This is a genomic window from Streptomyces beijiangensis, from assembly GCF_017315755.1.
Taxonomy (GTDB): Bacteria; Actinomycetota; Actinomycetes; order Streptomycetales; family Streptomycetaceae; genus Streptomyces; species Streptomyces beijiangensis.
Genome location: NZ_JAFLRJ010000179.1, coordinates 1 through 21,679, shown reverse-complemented (window position 1 = coordinate 21,679; position 21,679 = coordinate 1). Strand labels below are relative to the sequence as shown.

The 21,679-nt window shown below is 69.9% G+C and carries 21 protein-coding genes; 13 read left to right on the top strand and 8 right to left on the bottom strand.

Annotation, left to right across the window (positions count from 1 at the left end):
- The first annotated feature begins 152 nt into the window (after positions 1 to 152).
- On the top strand, positions 153 to 2,852 hold the full coding sequence (locus J0695_RS19830) for a glycoside hydrolase family 31 protein (RefSeq protein ID WP_242552916.1): 2,700 nt from the start codon (positions 153 to 155) through the stop codon (positions 2,850 to 2,852).
- Between the two features lie 399 nt (positions 2,853 to 3,251).
- Positions 3,252 to 4,034, top strand: a complete 783-nt coding sequence (locus J0695_RS19825; RefSeq protein WP_206963441.1) for a sulfite exporter TauE/SafE family protein — start codon at positions 3,252 to 3,254, stop codon at positions 4,032 to 4,034.
- Here the strand turns inward: J0695_RS19825 and J0695_RS19820 are convergent.
- The gene (locus J0695_RS19820; RefSeq protein ID WP_206963440.1) at positions 4,031 to 4,687 is read right to left on the bottom strand and encodes a GNAT family N-acetyltransferase; all 657 of its coding nucleotides are present in this window, start codon (positions 4,685 to 4,687) and stop codon (positions 4,031 to 4,033) included. The genes J0695_RS19825 and J0695_RS19820 overlap by 4 nt on opposite strands.
- 94 nt (positions 4,688 to 4,781) lie before the next feature.
- Here J0695_RS19820 and J0695_RS19815 point away from each other — a divergent pair, with 94 nt between their 5' ends.
- The 3 genes from J0695_RS19815 to J0695_RS19805 all read left to right on the top strand — a co-directional run bounded on the left by J0695_RS19815 (position 4,782) and on the right by J0695_RS19805 (position 7,271).
- Positions 4,782 to 5,663 (top strand): N-acetylglucosamine kinase, encoded by an 882-nt coding sequence (locus tag J0695_RS19815; RefSeq protein WP_206963439.1) that lies wholly within the window; start codon positions 4,782 to 4,784, stop codon positions 5,661 to 5,663.
- 91 nt (positions 5,664 to 5,754) lie between these two features.
- A complete protein-coding gene (locus J0695_RS19810; RefSeq protein WP_206963438.1) occupies positions 5,755 to 6,348 on the top strand; it encodes a TIGR03086 family metal-binding protein in 594 nt (197 codons plus the stop codon).
- Between the two features lie 98 nt (positions 6,349 to 6,446).
- The gene (locus tag J0695_RS19805) at positions 6,447 to 7,271 is read left to right on the top strand and encodes a hypothetical protein (RefSeq protein WP_307798696.1); all 825 of its coding nucleotides are present in this window, start codon (positions 6,447 to 6,449) and stop codon (positions 7,269 to 7,271) included.
- A gap of 28 nt (positions 7,272 to 7,299) precedes the next feature.
- Here J0695_RS19805 and J0695_RS19800 read toward each other — a convergent pair whose 3' ends face one another.
- Together J0695_RS19800 and J0695_RS19795 are read right to left on the bottom strand one after the other, a co-directional pair.
- Entirely contained in the window at positions 7,300 to 8,583 is a 1,284-nt protein-coding gene (locus tag J0695_RS19800; RefSeq protein ID WP_206963437.1) for an MFS transporter, read from the bottom strand.
- A 335-nt stretch (positions 8,584 to 8,918) separates the two neighbouring features.
- Positions 8,919 to 9,284, bottom strand: coding sequence for a YybH family protein (locus J0695_RS19795; protein ID WP_206963436.1), 366 nt, complete (start codon positions 9,282 to 9,284; stop codon positions 8,919 to 8,921).
- 272 nt (positions 9,285 to 9,556) lie between these two features.
- Between J0695_RS19795 and J0695_RS19790 the strand changes: the two genes are divergently transcribed.
- Both J0695_RS19790 and J0695_RS19785 read left to right on the top strand, forming a co-directional pair.
- Complete coding sequence (locus J0695_RS19790; protein ID WP_206963435.1) at positions 9,557 to 10,504, top strand: LysR family transcriptional regulator; 948 nt, start codon at positions 9,557 to 9,559, stop codon at positions 10,502 to 10,504.
- Between the two features lie 21 nt (positions 10,505 to 10,525).
- Positions 10,526 to 11,020 carry a GNAT family N-acetyltransferase gene (locus tag J0695_RS19785; RefSeq protein ID WP_206963434.1) on the top strand — a complete coding sequence of 165 codons (495 nt, stop codon included), beginning with the start codon at positions 10,526 to 10,528 and terminating at the stop codon, positions 11,018 to 11,020.
- A gap of 101 nt (positions 11,021 to 11,121) precedes the next feature.
- On the opposite strand, the gene J0695_RS19780 is transcribed toward J0695_RS19785, so the two are convergent.
- On the bottom strand, positions 11,122 to 11,778 hold the full coding sequence (locus J0695_RS19780) for a hypothetical protein (protein WP_206963433.1): 657 nt from the start codon (positions 11,776 to 11,778) through the stop codon (positions 11,122 to 11,124).
- 451 nt (positions 11,779 to 12,229) lie between these two features.
- On the opposite strand from J0695_RS19780, the gene J0695_RS45445 reads away from it, so the two are divergent.
- Positions 12,230 to 13,975 carry a sensor histidine kinase gene (locus J0695_RS45445; RefSeq protein ID WP_307798695.1) on the top strand — a complete coding sequence of 582 codons (1,746 nt, stop codon included), beginning with the start codon at positions 12,230 to 12,232 and terminating at the stop codon, positions 13,973 to 13,975.
- Positions 13,972 to 14,613 (top strand): LuxR C-terminal-related transcriptional regulator, encoded by a 642-nt coding sequence (locus J0695_RS19770; RefSeq protein ID WP_206963469.1) that lies wholly within the window; start codon positions 13,972 to 13,974, stop codon positions 14,611 to 14,613. The genes J0695_RS45445 and J0695_RS19770 overlap by 4 nt, the downstream gene beginning before the upstream one ends.
- Before the next feature lie 132 nt (positions 14,614 to 14,745).
- Here J0695_RS19770 and J0695_RS19765 read toward each other — a convergent pair whose 3' ends face one another.
- The 3 genes from J0695_RS19765 to J0695_RS19755 are packed head-to-tail and all read right to left on the bottom strand — an operon-like array spanning position 14,746 to position 17,000.
- Positions 14,746 to 15,408: an MOSC domain-containing protein gene (locus J0695_RS19765; RefSeq protein WP_206963431.1), complete on the bottom strand. Its 663-nt coding sequence runs from the start codon at positions 15,406 to 15,408 to the stop codon at positions 14,746 to 14,748.
- On the bottom strand, positions 15,405 to 16,031 hold the full coding sequence (locus tag J0695_RS19760) for a GNAT family N-acetyltransferase (RefSeq protein WP_206963430.1): 627 nt from the start codon (positions 16,029 to 16,031) through the stop codon (positions 15,405 to 15,407). The genes J0695_RS19765 and J0695_RS19760 overlap by 4 nt, the downstream gene beginning before the upstream one ends.
- Positions 16,032 to 16,073: 42 nt before the next feature.
- The gene (locus J0695_RS19755; protein WP_206963429.1) at positions 16,074 to 17,000 is read right to left on the bottom strand and encodes an alpha/beta hydrolase; all 927 of its coding nucleotides are present in this window, start codon (positions 16,998 to 17,000) and stop codon (positions 16,074 to 16,076) included.
- Positions 17,001 to 17,256: 256 nt separating this feature from the next.
- Between J0695_RS19755 and J0695_RS19750 the strand changes: the two genes are divergently transcribed.
- A complete protein-coding gene (locus J0695_RS19750) occupies positions 17,257 to 18,267 on the top strand; it encodes an Lrp/AsnC family transcriptional regulator (RefSeq protein ID WP_206963428.1) in 1,011 nt (336 codons plus the stop codon).
- A gap of 21 nt (positions 18,268 to 18,288) precedes the next feature.
- Positions 18,289 to 18,621 carry a hypothetical protein gene (locus tag J0695_RS19745; protein ID WP_206963427.1) on the top strand — a complete coding sequence of 111 codons (333 nt, stop codon included), beginning with the start codon at positions 18,289 to 18,291 and terminating at the stop codon, positions 18,619 to 18,621.
- Between the two features lie 17 nt (positions 18,622 to 18,638).
- Here the strand turns inward: J0695_RS19745 and J0695_RS19740 are convergent, their stop codons facing one another.
- Positions 18,639 to 19,571: a DUF2510 domain-containing protein gene (locus J0695_RS19740; protein ID WP_206963426.1), complete on the bottom strand. Its 933-nt coding sequence runs from the start codon at positions 19,569 to 19,571 to the stop codon at positions 18,639 to 18,641.
- Between the two features lie 74 nt (positions 19,572 to 19,645).
- On the opposite strand from J0695_RS19740, the gene J0695_RS19735 reads away from it, so the two are divergent.
- Positions 19,646 to 20,872, top strand: coding sequence for a cytochrome P450 (locus tag J0695_RS19735; RefSeq protein ID WP_206963425.1), 1,227 nt, complete (start codon positions 19,646 to 19,648; stop codon positions 20,870 to 20,872).
- 92 nt (positions 20,873 to 20,964) lie between these two features.
- The coding region (locus tag J0695_RS19730) for a (Fe-S)-binding protein (RefSeq protein WP_206963424.1) at positions 20,965 to 21,679 on the top strand (715 nt) is incomplete at its 3' end.

The window sequence follows — 21,679 nt, the reverse complement described above, 5'->3', positions numbered from 1 at the left end:
ACCCGGGAACTCCCTTTTACCGTTCCGGTACAGGCAGGTCGTTGACATGTACTGACCGAGAGGTGAATCGTGATGCTCGAAATCCCAGTGTTCCAAGCAACTTTGAGCAAGTCTCGCCCACTCTGCTGTGCGGTACGAACGGAGAACACTCCTTGCGGATCTTCCGAAACCGGCTCATCCCCAGAAGCCGGCGCATCTTCAGAAACCGGCCCGGTCGGCCGGCGACCGCCGCCGGGGCGGCGGCCGTCCTCGCCCTCACCCTCCTGACCGTCCCGGCCTCCTCGGCCCAGGCGGCGACCCCGCCCTCGGGCGTCCTGGACAGTGCGAGCAAGAGCGTCAGCTGGAAGAGCCCGGTCTATCCCCAGGGCACCGTCGGCTCGCCGGACAAGTGTCCCGCCGCCGCGGACGACCCGGACAACGCAGTCTGCGACCGCTTCGACCTGACGGTGAATCCGCCGGCCGGGCAGTGGGACGACAACCCCGAGGGCGGTGTCCCCGTCTCCATCCAGTGGGAGACGCCCACCGACGACTTCGACATGTACATCTACGACTCGGCGGGAAAGAAGGTCGCCGAGAGCGCGGGCACGGCCGATCCCGAGGCCACGGTCATCCCGAAGGCGTCCGGGACGTACCACGTGGTCGTCGTCCCCTACGACGTCCACAACAACTCCTTCACCGGCAAGGCCTACCTCCCCGAGGCCACCGACGCGGGCAACCTCACCGGCTTCAGCGGCTCGCACGGTACGTACGAGATCGCGGCCGGCGCCCTCAAGGCGCGCGCCGACTTCCTCGCCGACGACGCGCTGCGCCTGCAGGCCTCCCCGGACGGCGTCCTCGCCGACCCGCCCGGCAGCCACATGATCCGGACGCAGCCCGCGGCCCAGCGGCACACGAGCTCCTTCGACGCGGGCACCTACTACGGCATCCGCTCCAAGGACACCGTGCTGCGCGTCTACAAGAAGCCGCTGCGCTTCGGCCTCTACAAGGCCGACAACCGCACGCCCGTCTGGCAGGAGGACGCGCCCCTGCGCTGGACGTCGGGCGGGATGCGCCAGAGCCTGGGCCGAGGTGCCACCGAGCAGTTCTTCGGCGGCGGTGAGCAGAACGGTTCGTTCTCCCACCGCGACCAGGTCATGAACGTCGGCAACAACACCAACTGGAACGAGGGCGGCTTCAACAACTCCCAGCCGTTCTACCTCTCCACGGCCGGCTACGGGGTCTTCCGCAACACCATGACCCCCGGCGTCTACGACTTCGGGCCGCACGTCCGCACCGGCCAGCAGGAACGCCGCCTGGACGCGTACTACTTCACCGGTGACACGAAGAAGGTCATCGGCAAGTACACCTCGCTGGTCGGCAAGCCCTTCATGCCGCCGGTGTACGGCCTGGAGCCCGGCGACTCCGACTGCTACCTCCACAACGCCAACCGCGGCGAGCGCCACACCCTGGACGCGCTGAAGGTCTCCGACGGCTACGTCCAGAACCAGATGCCGCTCGGCTGGATGCTCGTCAACGACGGCTACGGCTGCGGCTACGAGAACCTCCCCGAGACCGGCGCGGGCCTGAACAAGAACAACGCCCAGCTCGGCCTCTGGACCCAGGACGGACTGCCCAACCAGGCCGACGAGGCCAAGGCGGGCGTCCGGGTACGCAAGCTCGACGTCGCCTGGGTCGGCGGCGGCTACGGCATGGCGCTCGACGCCTGCGACGAGGCCAAGGCCGGCATCGAGGACAACAGCGACGCCCGCGGCTTCGTCTGGATGCCCGTCTCCTGGGCGGGCGCCCAGCGCTGCAGCGTGCTGTGGAGCGGCGACCAGTCCCTGTCGTGGGACTACATCCGCTGGCAGATCCCGACGTACGCGGGGGCGACCCTCTCGGGCATCGCGTACAACACCGGTGACGTCGGCTCCATCTACCGCCACGACGCCAAGATGTACGCCCGTGACCTGCAGTGGAAGGCTTTCCTCCCGACCATCATGACGATGGACGGCTGGTCGAGCGACATCACCACCAAGAAGCCCATCGACCAGCAGCCCTGGCTGGACGGGGAGCCGTACACCTCCATCAACCGCAAGTACCTGCAGCTCAAGGAGCGGCTGCTGCCGTACATGTACACGCTCTCCAAGGACGCCACGAAGACCGGCGTCGGCGCGGTGCGGCCGCTCTCCCTGGAGTACCCGGACGACCCGGCGACGCTCGGCGCCGACGCCAAGTACGAGTTCATGTCGGGCCCGGACTTCCTGGTCGCGCCGGTCTACAGCGACACCAGCGTCCGCAACGGCATCTACCTGCCCAAGGGCACCTGGACCGACTACTGGACGGGCAAGACGTACCAGGGCCCGACGACCGTCGACAACTACGCGGCGCCCCTGGACACGCTCCCGCTGTTCGTGAAGAGCGGCGCGATCGTGCCGATGTGGCCCAAGGGCACGACATCCTGGCAGACCCGCGACAAGGGCGAGCTCGACTACGACATCTACCCGCAGGGCACCACCAAGTACACGCTGTACGAGGACGACGGCGTGACGCGCAAGTACGCGAAGGGCTCCTCGGCCACCCAGCAGGTCGAGGTGCGCGCACCCGGCCACGGCAGGGCGACCGTCATCAAGGTCGGTGCGAGCGTGGGCCGTTACGACGGCAAGGCGGCCTCGCGCTCGTACGGCTTCACGGTGCACGCCAAGACCGCACCGAAGCAGGTCGTGGCGGCGGGCGGCAAGCTGCCGCACCTCGCGGACGCGAAGGCGTTCGATGCGGCTGCCTCCGGCTGGTACACCGACCCCGCGACCGGAGTGACACACATCAGGACGCGGTCCCTCTCCACGGACCACGGCTTCTCGGTCGAACTGCGATAACCGCACCTCAGCTGGGGGTCGCCTCCGGGCGGCCCCCAGGCCCTGTCCGGCGGATCATGCCGCGGTCGCGCCGGTCTGGTGCGCACTCCCCCAAGCTCTTAAGGAGCAGGGGGGACCCCCTCCGGCGTTGTCGTCAGTTGCCAACTTCCCCAAGCTCTCGGCTTCTTCCCCAAGCTCTCAACTTCGTTCGAGCAGGGGAGGCCCCATTGAGCAGGGGAGGCCCCATTCGCGTTGTCGCCCTCCTCCGCCTTGCAGCTGCGCTCGGCATCCGGAGGATGAATCAAGAGCCGAGACGGAGCGAAGCGCAGTGCACCAGACCACCGCTCACCAGTGCCAGTTGCTCAACGCAAATCGCAGGCGGCCTGATCCGCCGGACAGGACCTAGCATGTGTGATCAACATGGACACGCTCATAGGTTCACCCAGCATCTGGGGAATGGTCGCGCTCGCCGCGGCAGCCGCGCTCGTCGGCTTCTCCAAGACCGCGGTCAGCGGCGCCAACACCGTCAGCCTCGCGGTCTTCGCCGCCGTACTGCCCGCCCGTGAATCGACCGGCGTACTGCTGCCGATTCTGATCGCCGGCGACCTGCTGGCCGTACGCACGTACCGCAGACACGCCCACTGGCCCACGCTCTGGCGGCTGTTCCCCGCCGTCGCCGTGGGTGTGGTGATCGGCACCGCCTTCCTCTTCTGGGCCGACGACGGCGCCGTACGGACCTCGATCGGGGAGATCCTCCTGCTGATGGCAGGCGTCACACTCTGGCGGCGACGCAGCGCGACCGACGAGGCACCGACCGACGAGGCACCGGACGACGGGGCGACCCGCGCGGGCCGCGTCAAGGCGCGCTCGTACGGAATCCTCGGTGGTTTCACCACCATGGTCGCCAACGCCGGCGGCCCGGTCATGTCCCTCTATCTGCTCTCCGCCGGATTCCGGAAGCTCGGCTTCCTGGGCACGTCGGCGTGGTTCTTCCTCATCGTCAACACCGCCAAGGTCCCCTTCAGCGTCGGGCTCGGCCTGATCGACGCGAAGTCCCTGCTCCTCGACGCGCTGCTGGTGGCCTTCGTCGTCCCCGGCGCGATCATCGGCAGGTACTGCGTGGACCGGATCGACCAGCGGCTCTTCGAGAGGCTGGTGATCGGCGCGACGATCCTCGGCGGCGTCCAGCTGCTGCTGCGCTAGCCCCTGACGTCCGTCGGGTCGATCACCATGACCGACCCCCAGCCGTGCCGCTCGGCCTCCGTGAACCCGAGCTTCAGATAGAAGGCGCGCGCCCCCGGATTACTGGCGCCCACACTCAGGTGCAGCCCCCGGACCCCGCGCTCGCGCAAGGCGTCGAGCAGGACATCGATCAGCCTCCGGCCGAGACCCGTGCCCTGCCCGCGCGGCAGGATGTCGATGTGGAGATGGGCGGGCCAGCGGTCGTACAGGGCGTCCGGGCCCGAAGGGCGGGGGGTGTGGATCTGTTCCACGCGCTGCCAGTCGAGGGTTCCGTCCCCCGGGTCCGCGGCGAGCGAACGCGGATAGCGGTGGCGCAGCGGGGGCAGCCAGGTCTTCTCGAGCCAGGCGTCGAATCCATGGCTGTCGGCCGTCGCCACGACATAGCCGAGCACACCCTGCTCGTCGGCCGCGACGAAACTCAGACCGGGATCGGCCACCGGATAGGGGCCCGCATAGATGTGGGCCAGCAGATCCGGATCGCGGTAGAGGGCGGTCGCGTCCTGGCCGGAGGCCCCGGTCTGCAGACAGACCCGGTACATCCCGGGCAGATCGAAAGCCGCGTAAGGGCGTATCTCGATACTTATCGGCTCACGGTCCTGCAGTTCGGCGCTCACCTCGGCAGCCTACGCGCCTCACCTGCGATGGCACCCGCCCGCCCTGGCAGACTCACGGGCACCACGCCGTCCCCACCACCGAGGAGCTCCTCGTATGCGCAGCACCGTCGCCGGGATCGACATCGGCGGTACCAAGACCCGCATCGTCCTCGCGCACGCGCACGACGGCACCGTGATCGAGGACCGCACCCTGCCGAGCACCGGATGGCAGACCCGGTCCCTCCCGGAAGCCGCGGCCTGGATCGTGGCGAAGCTGACGAGTGTCCCGGCGCGGATCGCCGTCGGCGCGCATGCCAGCGAGACGCCCGAGCAGTGCGAGAGCCTTGCCGACGAACTTCGGGCACTGCTCTCCGTGCCCGTCACCGTCGTCAACGACGCCGAACTCCTTGTCCCCGCAGCCGGGTTCGAGCACGGTGTGGGCGTCGTGGCGGGCACCGGCTCGATAGCAGTCGGACGGCACCGCGAGACAGGCGCCCATCTGACAGCGGGCGGCTGGGGCTGGGTGCTCGGCGACGAGGGTTCGGGTTCGGCGCTCGTACGGGAAGCAGCGCGGGCCGTCCTCGGACGCGCGGACGAAGGGGCATCGCCCGACCCGCTGGAGAAGGCGCTGCTCACGGCCTTCGGCGTCCCCGCCCTGCCCGAACTGGCGGCCGTCATGAGCTGGGACGGCGGTGTGGAGACCTGGGCACGCCACGCCCCGGTGGTCTTCGCGGCCGCCGACGAGGGCTCCGCACTGGCCGCGGACGTCATCGAGGAGGGCGGACGTCAACTCGCCATCCTGGTGGGCAGACTGGTCGCACGCGGGGCGCGGACCGACGCGGTCGTGGTGGCCGGCGGGGTCATCACCGCCCAGCAGCGCCTTTTCGACGCCTTCGCGCGCGCTCTCGCCGACGGGCTGCCCGGCACCGTACCAGTCCTGCTCGACGCACCGCCCGTACGGGGCGCGCTCGCCCTCGCCCTCGCGCTCCGCGAATGAATCCCGTATCGCCCCGCGTGAGCGACGACCGTGCTTAGGATCTGGCCAAGCGACCGGAAAACAGCACGAGTTGACCAGAGGCGGGGAACAGATGACCGGCACGGGTGCAACAGAATGGGCCGTCCTGGCCGAGGCGCACGAGGCGCTGCGTACCGCGGTCCGGGGTGTGCCGGCCAATGGCTGGAGCGGGCCGACTCCGTGCGCGGAGTGGAACGTCACCCAGGTGCTCCAGCACGCCGCGGGCGACCAGATCGCCTATGCGGCGGCCCTCACGGGAGGCCCCGGCCCTTCGGAGAATCCGTTCGAGCCGTCGGGGAAGCTGAGCGAGGACCCGGTGGAGTTCGCCGAGGCGGCGCTGAAGACCACAGCCGACGCGTGGGCGGCGGTCGCCCCTGACACGGGCGAGGTGGCGGTGCCGATCCCGCCCGGCAGGCTGACTGCTGCCCTGGGGGTGCGCGCCTGCGCCCTCGATGCCGCGGTGCACGCCTGGGACATCGCCCGCGCCACCGGAGGCCCGTCGCCGCTGACCCCGGCGCTCGCCGCCGAACTCCTCGGCGCGGCCCGCCAACTCGTCGAGCCCCTGCGGGCGTTCGCCTTCGCGCCGGCCATCGGACCGCAGGAGGGCGACGACGCGGCGGCCGAGCTGCTGCGCTATGTCGGCCGCCGCCCCGACTGGACCGCCTGATCTGCGATGGAACCGCGCCCGGTCAGCGTACGTCGGAGCACTGATGACGCGCGAGTGACAGGGGTGGGGACGTGCGGAGATGGACGTGGGGAGTTCTGGTGGCGGGAGTTGCCGCCACCGCGGGGTGCGGTGGCGGGGGCTCCGTCTCCGTGACCGACGGACTGGTGGTGAAGGGCAGCGCGCCCCCTTCCCCGTACGCGGGCCCGCTCCGCGTGAAGGCCGCCGCGTCACGTGACGACGATCCGCTCGCGGGAGCGGGCGCCGCCCTGAGGGCGCTGGAGTGCACGGGCAAGCCGTACCTGGGAGGTCCCGGCGAGGGCGAATGGGGAGACGGTGACGGAGGCGGAACCGCAGCCCAGGCACTGCAGTTGTTCCTGCGGGACGGCTACGAGGACACGGTGCCGGGGACCGGCTACCGCGTCGAACACCAGGACGCGGACCAGGTGCTGTACTCCTTCGACGCCGGCGGCCGTACACGCGTCGCGGTGATCGTCGCCAAGGACCGCCCGCACCAGCCCGGATGGGGTTGGGAGACGTTCGCGCAGTGCGATCCCTCCGAATTCCCGAAGTCCGTACGGGATGAACTGCCCCTCCGGGTCTGGGAGGACCGCACGGGCAGCCCCGTGCCGGTCACAGTCGTGCAGAGCCGTGCCGGCGCCGAGCACTGCGACTGGCAGGGCGTCGAGTTCCTGTCGCTCGGCACGCGCAGTTACGTACGGGACCCCGGGCACGCGCTCTCGCGCGAGCTCCTTCGCTCCGCCTACGGGGGAGACGTCCCGATGCCCGACGGCGCCACCGACACCGGATACCGTCGCGAGGGCCGCGCGCTGTGGCTCGCCGCCGACGGCTCGAGCGCCTATGTCCGTACGGCCGACGGGATCGAGCGCTGGCCGGGCACGACCGGGACGATCGCCTGCCAATAGTCGAGGCGGGCCGGCTCCCGGGAGCGGTTCAGCGCGCCAGTTCCTTGTGAGCGCTCTCCGGCAGCCGCAGGTACACCACGGACGACACCACGCAGAGCGCGGCCACGTACCAGGGGAAGAGTCCGGGGTGCCCTATCTCCTTGAAGAGCGTGCCGACGTACGGCGCGGTCCCGCCGAAGAGCGCGACGGTCAGCGAGTAAGGGAAGCCGATGCCGGCCGCCCTCACCCGCGCGGGAAAGATCTCGGCGTTGACCGCGGCCGAGATCGAGGTGAACCCGGTGAGCAGTACCATCCCCGCGCACTGGACCATCAGCAGCGAGATGAAGGAGCCGTTCAGGGAGCGCAGCAACGGCACACAGAACAGGGCGAATCCGACACCGAAGAAGAGCAGCAACGGGCGGCGGCCGAAGCGGTCCGAGAGCAGACCGCCGACCGGCTGCAGCAGCCCGAAGAAGGCCAGTGAGAGCGTGGAGGCGAGCAGGGCGTCGGACTTCGAGATCCCCGCGTTCAGTTCGGCGTACGTCGGCAGATAGGACGTCCAGGTGTAGTACGCGAGGGTGCCGCCCGCGGTGATCCCGCAGATCAGCAGCGACTGCCGCGGATGGTGGCGCAGGGCGTCGAAGAGCCCGGGGCGCGCCGCGTCTTCCTGTACCTCCTGGTGCGTCTCCTGCGCACCGCGCCGGATCCAGAAGCCGACCAGGCTCAGCGCCGCGCCCGCGAAGAACGGGACGCGCCAGCCCCAGCCGTCCATCTGCCCTTCGTTGAGGGTGTCGACGAGGAGGGTGGCGACACCGGAGGCGACGAGCTGGCCCGCCGTGGTGGAGACGTACTGGAAGCTGGAGAAGAGCCCGCGCCGTCCCGGTCCCGCCGATTCGACGAGGAAGGTGGTCGACGCGGCGAACTCGCCCCCGACGGACAGCCCTTGGAGCAGCCTGGCGACCACCAGGAACACCGGGGCGAGCACGCCGACCGCGTCGTACGTGGGCGTGAGCCCCACCAGCAGGCTGCTGCCGCCCATCAGCAGAATGGTCACGGTCAGGGCGGCCCTGCGACCGCGCCGGTCCGCGACCGCACCCATCAGCAGCCCGCCGACGGGCCGCATGAAGAAGCCGACGGCGAAGACGGCGAAGGTGGACAGCAGCGGGACCAGGGAGTTCCCGGACTCCTTGGGGAAGACCTCCCCGGCGATGTACGTGGCCAGGAAGGTGTACGCATACCAGTCGTACCACTCGACGGCATTGCCGATGGAGGCGGCTATGAGCTGGCGGAGTGGGTGGACAGGGCGGGTGGCAGTCTTGGTGATCTCTGTCATGATCCTGTCCCGTTCCCAGGAACACCCCTGTTCACGCGCAGGTTGAGGCAGTCGCCATCCTGCCCAGGCGGTCATCCGCTACGCACTCGACCGGATCTGATCCGGCACCGCGACGACCTTCAGGACGATGCGGGATCAGATGACGCTCAGCCGTTCGCCTGTCTCGGCGCCGGTCTGACGTGTCCGGGCGGCCAGGAAATCCTTTCCGCGGATCAGGGCGAAGGAGCAGGCGCCTGCGTTCAGGGCCACGACGCCGGGTCGCGGCAGAGACGACCACCAACATCCACCAACGTCCCAATGGAACGAGCCCAGATGCGCCGCGGCGGTGTCGCCGGTCAGTTACTGGGCGAGACGAACTCGGGCTGGTCGAGAACGCGCAGCCACGTGCCATCGGGTTGACGGCGTACCACCTGGGCGCGGGCACCGGCGCCGTCCTTCGGCGGGGTGGACGTGAGCGCGATGTCCCCGCTGATCAAGGTCGGCAGGGGCGGCTCCGGTTCAAAGTGGGGTCCGCTCGCCAGAGCCCTCTCCCACAGCGTCCGGATGGCATCGCGTCCCACCGTCAGCTGCCCCGGCGGAAAGGCGATGACCGCCTCCTCCTCATAGAGTTCCGCGACCCCTGCCGCGTCGCCCTTATTGGCGCGCTCGACAAACAGGCGCGTCAGGTCTTCCGGCTTGTACGCCTTCTCTTCGACAGACATGTGATCCCTCTCGTTGAGCACCGAACTCAGTACCGTCAAGGTTGGCCTCATAAAGCACGCAGGTCCAACACCTGTTGGTTCTGGCGGCCAGAACCTGCGGCTATGGAAAGCCGCGGCCGCGCCACGGAGGAACTGAACCGGGCCGCGCGGGCAGAGGCCGTCTCTCTGGCACCCGCAGGACTCCCGCGTCCGCCGCCTGGCCGCGGACGGTGCGAGTACCGCCGGACGACAAGCGGGACGGATGGAATTGGCGGTCGCTAGAATCAGCGGACATGGAGCTGAGGCAATTAGAGTATTTTATCGCTGTGGCCGAGGAAGCGAACTTCACGCGCGCGGCCGAGCGGGTGCACATCAGCCAGTCCGGGGTGAGCTCGCAGGTCAGGCAATTGGAGAACGAGCTCGGGGCGCAGCTCTTCGACCGCTCGGGCCGGACGGCTCGGCTCACACCGGCCGGGATCGCCGCACTTGAGCATGCCCGGGCCGCACTCGCCTCTGTCGAGGCGGCTCGCCAAGCGGTGGACGACGTGAACGGCCTCGTGCGGGGCAAGCTTGTGGTCGGCATGGTGACCGCCTGCACAGTCACCACACTCTTCGACGCCCTTTCCACCTTCCACCGCAGCCACCCCGGCGTGGAGATCACCCTGCTGGAGGACACCTCCGAACGCCTGGTGGAACGGCTGCGCGCCAACATGATCGACTTGGCCCTGGTAGGCACCTCCGTAACGAATCCGGCAGGCCTGGAAGCGTACGAGATCGCCCGTGAGCCCCTCGTCGCCGCCGTGCCGGTCGGTCACCCGCTCAGTTCACAGGGCCGAACGACCCTGGCCGACCTGGGACGTTACTCACTCATCAGCCTGCCGAGCGGTACCGGAGTACGCACCGCTTTCGACGACGCCTGCACGGCGATGGGCGTCCGTATGAGGATCACCCTCCAGGCGGGAGCGCCCGCCGCGGTCGCCGACTTGGCGATCCGCGGTCTCGGAGTCGCCATCATCTCCGCATCCATGGCCGCCCAGCAGGCGCCCTGGCTGACAGCCCTCCCCATCGAGGGCGTCGAGGCGGAGACCGTCCTCTCCTTGGTCTGGACTTCCGTGACGAATCCTGCCACGCAGCACCTCATCGGCCACTGCCGTCGTTCGTTCGCCGCCTCCCGGCCCCTCTCTCACCCCGCGCCGGAGCCTGAACTGTCCGCCCCCGTGAGCTCCTATGGTTCCAGCTGACGATCTGGGTAGGGTCGGGCAATGCCCGAGCTGAAGCAGTTGCGTGCCGGCCAGGCCTCGGCGGTCCTGGCCTTCGAGTTGGCGAACCGCGCCTACTTCGCCGCGTCGATCTCCGACCGCGGCGACGAATTCTTCGACCACTTCACCGACCGGTACAACGCCTCACTGGCCGAGCAGGAGGCCGGCATCTGCGCCTTCTACGTGCTCGTCGCCGAGGACGGCTCGGTACTCGGCAGGTTCAACCTGTACGACGTGGAAGACGGCACTGCCAGACTCGGCTACCGGGTCGCTGAGCGGGTCGCCGGCCGTGGCGTGGCGACCGCGACCGTCCGGGAGCTGTGCCGGATGGCGACGGAGATGCACGGCCTGCGCACACTGCGGGCGGCCACCTCCCACGACAACGCCGCGTCCCAGAAGGTCTTGGCCAAGGCCGGGTTCGTCCCGGATGGCCCTGCCACCCCGGCCGATCTCGGCGGCAAGGCAGGCACTTGGTACCAGCGTGACCTCCGGCCATAGCCCTTGATCTTGCTCATGGTTCGGCTGCGGGAAGGCTGCGGCCACCGCTGATCGCCGGCGTGTGAAGACCAACGATCTTGCGGGTCTTGGCACTGGGCAATCTATTCGGCCGGGTCAGCGTTCCCGTTTCCGCCGGGCCGACCTTGCTCGCCCCGCCCGACCATGACCTCGACCAACACGGTCAACGCGGTGGCGCGTTGCTCCTCGCTCAATCCTGAGTCGGCGATGAGGCGTTCCGCGGCGAGGTACCGGGAGAATTCCAGCGGTTGGTCGAAGTACGCGCGCAAGTGGCCGGCGGCGGTCTCCTGGGAGCGAATGAACGTACGGCTCACGTAGGCGGCCAATCCGGCTGCGACCGCACCCAGGCCGCCCGCGACGACGCTCCCGGCGGTGGTGTCGGCACGCAGGGCGACTATCACGAACGCGACGAGGAGAACGAAGCCGAGCACCATGGCGGCCTGGGCGTTGCGAAAGGAACGAGACGCCTGGCCCAGCGCGATTTCGTGGTAGAGGTCGAGGCGTCCGTGGTTGACGGCCCACAGGTGGGACAGTGTGAGCCGTGTGTCTCTGGGGGCGGAGGCATCGGTGATCACGCGCCGGCCGTTCTGTGAACTGGGTTCTTCCTGCTCGTCCTCATCTCTCGGGGAGTCCGCGCCTGGTTGCGGAAACACGACGTTGCCGTGCACTACGAGGTTGGCGCCCTCAAGCAGTGCCGGGGGCCTGAGCGCCTGTTCGAAGCCGTCTTCCGCGGCACGCAACCGTTCCCGCCCAGCTGACACTCTCTGAGCCTGCCTGGCATTTCTCCGCCAGAGAGCGAAAAATATGGCGGGTACAGAAACCGCCGTCACGCCCGCAAGTACGGCCCCAGCGGTTGCGGGCGTCATGCCGGGCATGACGGAGGCACCCGTGACGGCCGCTGAGCCGGCGCCCACGAGGCCGCCCACGAGGCCGCCTCGCGCACCTGCCGAAATCGGAATCCGACGGAACCAGTTCGAGGGACCGGGATCCTGCGGGCTGTCGGGGCCCGCAGGGGGAGAGGGCTCGCGAGCGGGTTCGGCGTCCATGAGTGACGAGCATGCCCAGCGTGGCGTTGATCGGCCACCCGTTCTGAGAATTCGTGGGTACGGTCGCGCGCCGCGTTGCTGAATGTCCGTGCCCGGCGTGCTCGCCCCGTACGCCCGTACACGGGCATGGCCTACGGTGTGGCGCGTGGACAGGCAGGGAAAGCGGGCGCCGAGCCTCCGGTGGGGCGCGGCCGCCGCGGCGGCGGTCGCCTCGGGGGCGGCAGGCAGCTGGGCATACGCACAGGCGGGCGGGTCCGGCGCGGACATCGCGCGGGACCTCGCGGTGGGCTGGGCGTACGCCGGGGCGGGACTGGTCGCCTGGTGGCGCAGGCCCGGCAACCGCACCGGACTGCTGATGGTCGCCGAGGGCGTCACCTGGTTCCTCGGCAACCTCCAGGGCACATCCGTCCCCGCGCTCTTCGCCGTCGGCGCCTGGTGGGAGGCGCTCAACATGGCGGTCCTCGTCCATCTGGTGCTGGCCTTCCCCGAAGGGCGGGTGGCCTCCGCGTTCGCGAGGCGGCTGGTCGTCTTCTCGTACGGACTCGTCGCCGTCGGCGGACTGCTGCGCACGCTGGCCTTCGACCCCGGCATCTCCACCGACGCCACCTACCTGGCCTGCCACGGCTGCGGTCCCAACCCGCTCCTGGTGCCGGGCGCCGCGCATCTCTTCGACGCCGTGGACGCCGGCTACCGTGCCATCGGCTGGGCGATCACGCTCGTGATGCTGGCGGCGATCGTACGCCGCTGGCGGCATGCCTCCGTCGCACGCCGCCGGGCACTCCTGCCCGCCTGGATCGCCGTCGCGATCGCCACCTCCTTCCTTCTCTGGGACCTGATCCACTACGCGCTGCCCGCGCTGAGCGGTCCCGCCGAGTCCGTCGTCCTCCTCCTCTCCGACCTCGCCCAGGCTGCGGTGCCGCTTGCCTTCCTGGCCGGACTCCTCCGTATGCAGCTGCAGCGCGCCGAAGTCGGCGGCCTGGTCATCGAGGTGGGCGCTGACCCCGACCCGGGCAGACTGCGCGAGGCGCTGGCCCGGGTGCTCGGGGACCCCGGCCTCCGGCTCGGTCTGTGGCAGGAGGAGCAGGGCCGGTACGCCGACGCTGAAAGCCTTCCCGTACGCGCGACCGGCTCCGGCTCCACGCGCGTCGACTCCTCGCGCGGCACACCCCTCGCCCTCCTGGTCCACGACCCCGTACTCGCCGAGGACCCGGAACTCCTGCAGGCCGTCGGGGCGGCCCTGCGGCTCGCGCTGGAGAACCTCTGGCTGCGCAACCGCGCCAAAGAGGTCACCAGCCGGATCGTGCAGGCCGCCGAGGCCGAACGCGGCCGCCTTGAGCGGGACCTGCACGACGGTGCGCAGGCCAGGCTGGTCTTCGCGCTGATGTCGCTGCGCCGCGTCGACCAAGGCCTCGTCGGCCATCCGGACCTGTCGCTGCGCCGGTCGGTCGCCGAGGTCGAGAGCAGCCTGAAGCTCGCCCTGGAGGAGTTGCGGGGGATCGCACACGGCATCCACCCGGCCGTCCTCACCCGCGAGGGCCTCGGCCCCGCGCTCGCAGCGCTGGCCCAGCAGGCGGCGCTGCCGGTCGTCGTGGCGGCGGACCCCCGGCGTTACGACCCGGTCGTCGAGTCGACCGCGTACTTCACCGTCTGCGAAGCGCTCGCGAACGCGGCCAAGCACGCCAGGGCCAGGGCTGTCAGCGTCTCGGCGCGTCACAGCGAGGGCACCTTGGTCGTCGAGACGGTCGATGACGGCATAGGCGGCGCCGACAGCGGGCGCGGCAGCGGCCTGCGCGGTCTCGCCGACCGTATCGCCGCCGTCGACGGCGTGCTGCACGTGCACTCTCCAGCAGGCGGCGGGACCAGGATCAGAGCGGAGCTGCCGTGCGGGTGATCGTGGCCGAGGACTCGGTGCTGCTGCGGCAGGGCATCGTACGACTCCTGGTGGACGAGGGGTTCGAGGTGCCCGCGGCGTGCGGCGAGGCGGGCCCGCTGCTGCTCGGTCTGGTGGCCGAACACCGGCCCGACGCCGTGCTGCTGGACATCAGGATGCCCCCGACCCACACCGACGAGGGCCTGGTCGCCGCGGCACAGGTCCGTGCCGCGTATCCAGGGACGGGAGTGCTGCTGCTGTCGCAGTACATCGAGACGACGGGCACGGTAAGGGCGCTGGCCGACAACCCGCGCGGATTCGGTTATCTCCTCAAGGAGCGCGTCGCCGACATCGGCGAGCTGGCCGGGGCGCTGAAGAGGGTCGCGGCGGGGGAGACCGTCGTGGACCCGCTGGTGGTCGACAGGCTGCTGCACACACCGCGCACCGCGGGCCCGCTGGACGAACTCACCGCGCGCGAGCGGGAAGTGCTCGGTCTGATGGCCGAGGGCCGGTCCAACGAGGCCATCGCCCGGCAGCTGGTCATCGGCGGCAAGACGGTCGAGACGCATGTACGGAACGTCTTCACCAAGCTGGGGCTGGCAGCGGATCTGCTCGACCACCGCCGCGTGGTGGCCGTGCTGACGTATCTGCGCGCATGAACCGCGCGACCGCGAAGGTTCGGCGCTCCGTTCCGTGGACGGCGACCTCCCCCGAGTGTCCCCCGTACGGCGTCCACGGAACGGTGCCGGTCCGATTGACGGTATGCGGGCAGGGACCGCAGGTCATCAGGGTCAGCCCTGAGATCCGCCCGCGGTACGACGGCGGACCATCTCCCTGTCCTCCGCGGGCAGGGCATCCGCCACCAGCAGCCGTGGCAGCAGTTCCGGTTCAAGGGTGAACGCACGGAATGCGAGGGCTACCGTCACGTCGTGCCCCGGCCGGTGAATGATCTCGACCGGGTCCCCGGCACGGATCTCGCCCGGCTCGATCACCCGCAGATACGGACCGGGAACGGCAGCCTGCGTGAACCGCTTCAGCCACCCCTCCTGCTCCAGCCATCCCTGGAAGGTCACACAGGGGATCCGCGGGACGGACACCTCGAGCACGACGTCTCGACCGATGCGCCAGCGCTCGCCGATCAGGGCGCCGTTGAGGTCCAGGCCGAGAGTGGTGAGGTTCTCGCCGAAGGAGCCGTTCGGCAGCTTCCGGCCCAACTCCGCTTCCCAGCCGTCGAGATCCTCCCGCGCATAGGCGTAGACGGCCTGGTCGGTTCCGCCGTGGTGCTTGACGTCGTAGACCCGGTCACCGGCCAGCCCGACCGCGCCGTCGCCCTTGGGGCCGGGGGCAGTGACGGCCACCGGTCCATCGACGGGTTGTTTGTCGATACCTGTCGAGGAGATCCCCTTCCAGGGGTTGGGCCGTGGCCTGCCGACATTGACGGTGAGCAGCTTCAAGCGACACCTCCTGCTGTGGTGCGGCCAAGATAGGTCAGCTCACCTGCGTCGGGCACCGGGATTACGTGGAAGCCGACCCGGTCGTAGAAGGCCCGGGCCGCGGTGTTGGCCGTGACCATGCCCAGATGGACGCCGGACACGTCCTTCGCGGCGAGTGTGGAGAGGAACCGGGTCATCAAGGCCCGCCCGAGTCCTGCGCGTTGGTGTCCGGGGAGCAGATCGATGTGGAGATGGGCAGGGTGGGCGGCGAGCTCGGGCACCAGCATGCGCTCGGGCCGGTGCAGCAGGGCGGCCATCTGGTCGTCGGCTGTCAGGAGCGGTCCGGCGGGGTCGGGATAGCGGCCCCCGAGGCGCGGGATCCACTCCGTACGGAAGCGCTCGACGAAGGCGGCTGTGTCGGCGGTCCCGACGATGTATCCGACGGCCCGGTCCCCGTCGTCGGCGACGAAGGCGAGGTCGGGCTCCAACTCGGCGTAGGGCGCGGCGAAGAGACTGGGCAGCAGGTCGTGGTCGTCGTACAGATGGCGGGCATCGCCGCCCTCGTGGCCCGTTCGTACGCAGATGTCGTACAGCGCGGTGCGGTCCTCGGGGCGGTAGGGCCTGATGAAGGGAGAAGTGGTCATGCAGCACACCATGCGGGAGCTGGGAGCGCTCCCACAAGGTGTTCAGGGGTTCCGGGGTTGCTGCCGGGAAGGGGGCAGATGTTTTTCCAGGAACGAGATCTCCGCCTCGACGGCCTGTTCATGTGCTTCGAGGAACGGCGCGTAATGACGACCCGTCAGGTGGACGACCTCGGACTCCGGTGCGTTGCGCGCCGCGCTGACGGCGGGTCCCGGGAGCACACTTTGGTCCTGGTCGCACACGACGACCAGCAGGGGGCACCGGATCCGGGAGGCATGGCGGCCGGGCCGGTACCACCCGAGCCGCAGCACGATGCGTGCGGCCACCGTCTGCTCCCAGCCCGGATGGCGGTGGTCGGGATCCAGGGCCCGGCCGGCGTCCATGGCGTCGGGTGTGGTCAAGGAGGCGACGTCACCGCGTGCTCCGGAGGCCGGGACCAGCAGGGGCGGCCGGACGACGAGGCTGCCGAGCGCATCCGCGATGCCGCGGCCGAAGAGCCGCAGCAGCGCGAGGGTCGTCATGGCGCTCAGCGCGTGGGGAGCGATCGCACGCCCGTCGACGAGCGGTGTCTGTGCGATCGCGGAGGCCAGCTTCGGATGGCCGGCCGCCACCTGGAAGACATGGCCGCCTGCGAGCGAGAAGCCCCAGACCGAAATGCTGGCCGGGTCGACGTCGGGCAGACCGGCCGCGCACTCGATCGCGGCCTGCCAGTCGGCGAGTTGCTCACCGATCCGGACGACCTGGCGAGGCGCGCCCCCGCTCTCCCCGAACCGCCGGTGGTCGAAGGCAAGGACGGCGAAACCGGCGTCGTTGAACCGTGCGGCGAAGAGGTCCGAGGCCGGCTCCTTCGTCACCGAAGTCCCTCCGGCCATGATCACGCAGCCGCCGTTGGACCCCGGATAGTGCCAGGCGGCGCACGAGGTGTCACCGCTGGCGAACCGTACTTTTTCGCGTTTCCTGTCTGCGGGCACGTGGACCTCCGTAGCCAAGCGTGTAGAGCGGAGAGGGGGCTCGCGGCAGCCCGCAAGCCCCCTCTCCGGATGCGGTGGCAGTCAGCCGACCAGGATGGGGAACCAGATGCGCGGGTCGATGATCATGGCTGTTCCTTTCGTGTCTCGGGTCCGCTGACGAACGTCAGGGACGGGGCGGGTAGGACGACTTCCATCCTTGGGGCGTGTCCACCGGAACGGGCATCGCACAGCCGCGATATGAGCGAAACTTGCGCTCATGGCGCGCGCATCGGCGGATTCCGTACTGAGCCTCCTGGACCAGCGGCTGGTGGCCGCTCTGCAGTGCGACGGCCGTGTCACCGCGGAACGGGTGGCCCAGGTGCTGGGCCTCAGCGCTGCCACCGTGCGCCGCCGCCTGCACGTGCTCGGCGCCGACGGGACCGTGCGCGTGGTGATCTCACCGGTCGCCCGGCCGCGCAACGGGGGCTCCGCCGGGGCCCTCTTCCTGCGCATCCGGGTTCTGCGGGGAAAACTGGACACGATCGTCGCCGCACTCGCGGCGCGCGAGGACATCCCGTTCATCGACGTCTCCACCGCGGGCGACGAGATTTTCGCGGTCGCCCGCACCGAACCGGGTTCGCGCGACCCGTTGGTCTTCCGACAGCTGCCCTCCACCCAGGCGGTCACGTCCCTGGAGAGCGCCACCGTCCTTCACGTATTCCGGCTGACCTCCGAGTGGCGACACCAGGTGCTGACCGCAGCTGAACGCACGGCCCTGAGCGCGGCGGGAACATCGTCCGGATCTTCCGGCTCTCCGGGCCCGTACGGCGTCGACACCGACCCCCTGGAACAGTCCCTCATCGACGCCCTCGCCCCCGACGCGCGCCTGCCCGCCGCGACCCTGGCCACCCGCACCGGACACGCGGAGACCACAGTGCGCCGGCGCCTGGCCCAACTGGCCGTCCAGGGACGCCTGATCACCCAGGTCCTGATCGATTCCCGGCGTCTCGGGCTGCCCATCGAGGCGAAGCTCCTGCTGCAGGTGGCTCCCGACCATCTGGCCGCCGCCGGGCAGGCACTGGCTGACTACCCCTCGGTGCACGGCGCGTTCGCGACGTCGGGCCCCTCGAACCTGCACGCGGCCGCGTACTTCCCGGACCTGGCAGCTCTGTACGGCTTCCTCTCCCGCGACCTGGCCGGCCTGGGGATCACCCATGTCGAGACGGCCGTCGTGAGCCGCGCCGCCAAACGTGGTGATTCGGTGGGTGTGGGCCGAGCGATCTCTTGAACGCCGGTACGATTCCGCCCCATGAGCGCATCTGACCAGAGCCAGGCCGTGGACGCAGTCATATCCGATCCCGAGCCCGAGGCAGGGCCCGAGCGGCAAGGGATGACGCCGCGTCAGGCGCGGCGGGTGCGCATCGCCGTGGCCTCCGTGCTGATGGTCGCCATGGCCCTGGTTCTCTGGGTACGGCTCGCCAGCCGGGCGTCGCTCCTGGTCGTCGCCGACTACGGGCTCGCCCTGATCCTGTGCGGCGTGGTGATCGAACTCAGCCGCAGCGGCCGTACCCGGCTCGCGAGCTGGCTGCTCGGAGCCGGGCTGGTCGCTGCGGTGGGAGCCGACTGGCTCGTGCTTCCCTGAGCCGGTTCGTCAGAACTTCAGGTGGTCTTGCCCGAACCTGATCCGTCCACGGCAGCGGCCTTGATGCCCTTGGTGATGGTGTCCATGACGGACAGCGCGGGCGCCTTGCTGCTGACGTCGAATCCGGAACGTACGACGACCAGCGTGGCCGAGTCGCCGGGGGAGGGGAAGGCCACCGACTGGACGTACCCGTCCTCGCCGGTCTTCGTCACCACCTTCCAGCGGACCAGATAGCCGGGCTGTCCGGCGACCGTGACGGCCTCGGACTTGAGCTGCTGGTGCGAGGTGATCGCCCCGTAGCTCTTCCCGCCGTACGATTCCGTGGCGTTGGGGGAAATATCCTTCTCCGCGGCCGCCTTGGCCGTGGTGGCCTGGATCTTCCAGGCGATCGCGGGCGCCGAGAAGACCCCGCCGCGCGAGCACTTGGCGGTGGTGTCGCCGGGGCACTTGTACGTACCCGTGGACACCCCCGCGCCGAGCTGGCCGGACGCACCTGTCCAGCCGTCGGGCACCGGGATGCTGATCCCGCTGGCCAGGTCGGTGGCGTAACCGGCCTCGGTCTGCGGCTGCTGCTGTTCGGGTGCCTGGCTCTCGCCGCCGCCAGGACCGCCCTGCCCGCCCTGTCCGCCTTGTCCCTCCTGCCCGCCGGGACCGCCGGGCTGCGAGGGGGCGGTCGAGGGTGCGGAGCCTGCCGTGTCCGACGAGCCGCCGCTGTCCTTGGATCCGTCCGTCAGCAGATAGACACCGCCCGCGATGGCGGCAACCACCGCCACCCCCGCCACCACGGCTATCCCCATGCGAACCCGACGGCGGGCGAGCGAAGGGGGAGCGGATTCCATCGGGCGCAGCGCGTCGGTCCACTGCTCACCGTCCCACCAGCGTTCCTGGAAGGGTCCTATACCTGTGTGCCCGGGGTCTGCGTGCCAGCCGGGCGGACTTGTCTGGGTCACGGGCGCCACGGTAAACGCGCTGCGTGAAAAACGCATGAGACCGGGCGCGTTGACAGCCGTGCCACGATGGTCCCGTGGAGAGGCATGAGCACGACACGCTCGACGCGCTGACGCGCGACCCCTACCCGCACTACGCACGCGCCCGCGGAGTCGAAGGCCTGACCTTCGTGCCCGAGCTCGACGCATGGCTGATCGCCAGGGACGCCGATGTACGGGAGGTGCTGCGCAGGCCCGACGAGTTCTCCTCGGCGAACGCGCTGCGACCCGATGTGCTCCCCTCGCCCGCTGTACTGGCGGAACTCGGCAAGGGTTTCGGCGGCCGGCCGGTCGTCGTGACCTCCGACGGAGAGACGCATCAGCGATTACGGGCCCCGATCGTGCAGGGCCTCTCGCCCGCGCGGGTCGCCGCGATCATCCCGTATATGACAGAACAGGCCGAACTGCTCGTGGACGCCCTGGTGCGCGAGGGCGGCGGTACGGCCGAGCTCATGGGGGCATACGCGACAAAGCTCCCGGGCCGGGTCATCGGCCGGCTCATCGGTCTCGACCCCGCCGACGTCCCGGTCGCCGTGCGCGGCGGACATCGGGCCGAGGAACTCCTCTTCCGCCCGCTCGACCCGGCGGAACAGCTCGCCGCTGCCCGCGACGTCGTCACCATGCAGCGGCTCCTCGACCGCTGCATCCGCGAGCGCCGTGCCGAGCCCCGCGACGACCTCTGCTCGGGCCTCCTCGAAGCGCTCGCCCCCGGGACCGGCGACCTCACGCTCGACGAACGCCACGAGGTGGTCGCGCATCTCCAGAACTTCCTCCTGGCCGGCCACCTCACCACCACGGCCCTCATCGGCACCACTCTGCTGCATCTGCTCTCCCACCGCCCGCAGTGGGAACGCCTCTGCGCAGAGCCGGAGCTGATCCCCCAGGCCATCGAGGAAGCCGCACGCTACGACACCGCGCTCCAGGGGTTCCGCCGCATCACCACCCGTACGGTCACGCTCTCCGGCACGGAACTCCCGCCCGGCACCGCGGTGTTCGTCGCGTACGGATCCGCCAACCGCGACGCCCTTCGCTACGACCGGCCGGACGCGTTCGACATCACCCGCCGCGGCTCCCGCCACCTGGCCTTCGGGTACGGGGTGCACGCCTGCCCCGGCGTACAGCTCGCACGCGAACAGCTCCGCCTCACCGTCGGCCTGTTCGCCCGACGCCTGCCGGGCCTGCGGCTCGCGGACGACCGCCCGGTGGAGATGCGCCCGACGATGATCCACCGGTCCCCGGCAGCCGTGCATCTCGCCTGGGCATGACGCAGTCCGGTTGATGCCGATACGCCGCTCGGGGACACCATGGTCATCCACCCCCTTACGGAGGCAGCCGACGTCGGCATAAGCTCCGACCTATGCGTGTCGCACTCTTCGTCACCTGCGTCAACGACGCGGTGTACCCGTCCACGGGCGTAGCCGTCGTCAAACTCCTTGAACGACTCGGGGTGGAGGCGGATTTCCCACCCGGACAGACCTGCTGCGGGCAGCCCCAGTTCAACACCGGCTACCGGCGCGAGACCGAGCCGCTGATGCGGCGGATGGGCCGCGTCTTCGAGGGTTACGACCATGTGGTGACCCCCTCCGGGTCGTGCGCGGCCATGGTGCGCGACAACTACCCGCGCATGGCTCGCAAGGGCTCTGACCCGCAGCTTCAGCGTGTCTCGGACGCGCTTGTCCCGCGGATGTACGAGTTGACGGAGTTCCTGGTGGACGTGCTGGGGGTGACCGATGTCGGTGCGTACTTCCCGCACACCGTGACCTACCACCCCTCGTGCCACGGACTGCGCATGCTGGGCCTGGGGGACCGGCCGCGCAGACTCCTCGAAGGGGTGAAGGGACTTGAGCTGAGGGAGTTGCCGGGGGCGGAGGAGTGCTGCGGGTTCGGTGGGACCTTTGCCGTGAAGAACTCCGATGTTTCGGTGGCGATGGGTGAGGACAAGATCCGCAACGCCGCGTCGACCGGAGCCGATGTGCTGTGCGGGGCGGACAACTCCTGCCTGATGCATCTGGGTGGTCTGCTGCACCGGAGGGACGCACCGCAGCGCGCGCTGCATTTGGCGGAGATTTTGG